At 73.0% G+C, this 689-nt stretch carries 1 protein-coding gene; it reads right to left on the bottom strand.

Annotation, left to right across the window (positions count from 1 at the left end; translation table 11 throughout):
• A partial coding sequence (locus AX737_RS24805; protein WP_156453940.1) for an HlyD family secretion protein occupies positions 1-689 on the bottom strand: 689 nt, incomplete at both ends.

Below are 689 nucleotides of genomic sequence, written 5' to 3'. Positions count from 1 at the left end.
AGCGCTCGGCGGTGGTGTGCTCGTAGACGACGTCCTGCCCGTTGCCGGTGCGCACGACGGCCGAGCGCGGCAGCGCCAGGCCGGACTGCTCGGTGTCGGTCCCGGCCAGCACGGTGACGAACTGGCCGACCCGCAGGCCGGAGGCGTCACCCTGCACCGCGAACTGCACCGGGATGGCCTGGTTGCGGTCGGCCAGCCCCGTGCCCTGGTAGGCGAGCTTCAGAGTGCGCCCGTCGGCGAGCCGTGCCGTGGCGTCCTGGGCCGCCGTCAGGGCGTCGAAGCTGAGGGCCTCGACCCAGAGGCGGTTGGGGGCGACGATCTGAAAGACCATGGCGCCGGGCGCCGCCATCTGGCCGGCGACGGCGGTCGCCTGCGCAACCACCCCGTCGACCGGCGAGACCAGGGTCTCGGACTGCTGCCGGATTTTGTCGAGGGCGGCGCGGCGGTCGTGCAGGCCGTTCAACTCGGCGACCGCGTCGTCGAGCTGCGTCTGGGCGACGGCGCCCGTCGTGGCAAGGCGCCTGAAGCGTTCGACCCGGCGCTCGACGATGGCGATCTGCTGGTCGAGCTCGCCCTGGCGCTGGCGCATGTCGGAGACGTCGATTGCCTGGACCGGCGGGGTCACCGTGGCGAGCACATCGCCCTTGCGTACCTTGGTGCCGAGGCGGGGAAACAGGCCCGAGGGCGGG

It is taken from the genome of Methylobacterium sp. CCH5-D2 (genome assembly GCF_001556475.1).
In the GTDB taxonomy this organism is placed as follows: Bacteria; Pseudomonadota; Alphaproteobacteria; order Rhizobiales; family Beijerinckiaceae; genus Methylobacterium; species Methylobacterium hispanicum.
The sequence above is the reverse complement of the archived record's forward strand: the minus strand, read 5'-3'. Positions and strand labels throughout refer to the sequence as shown.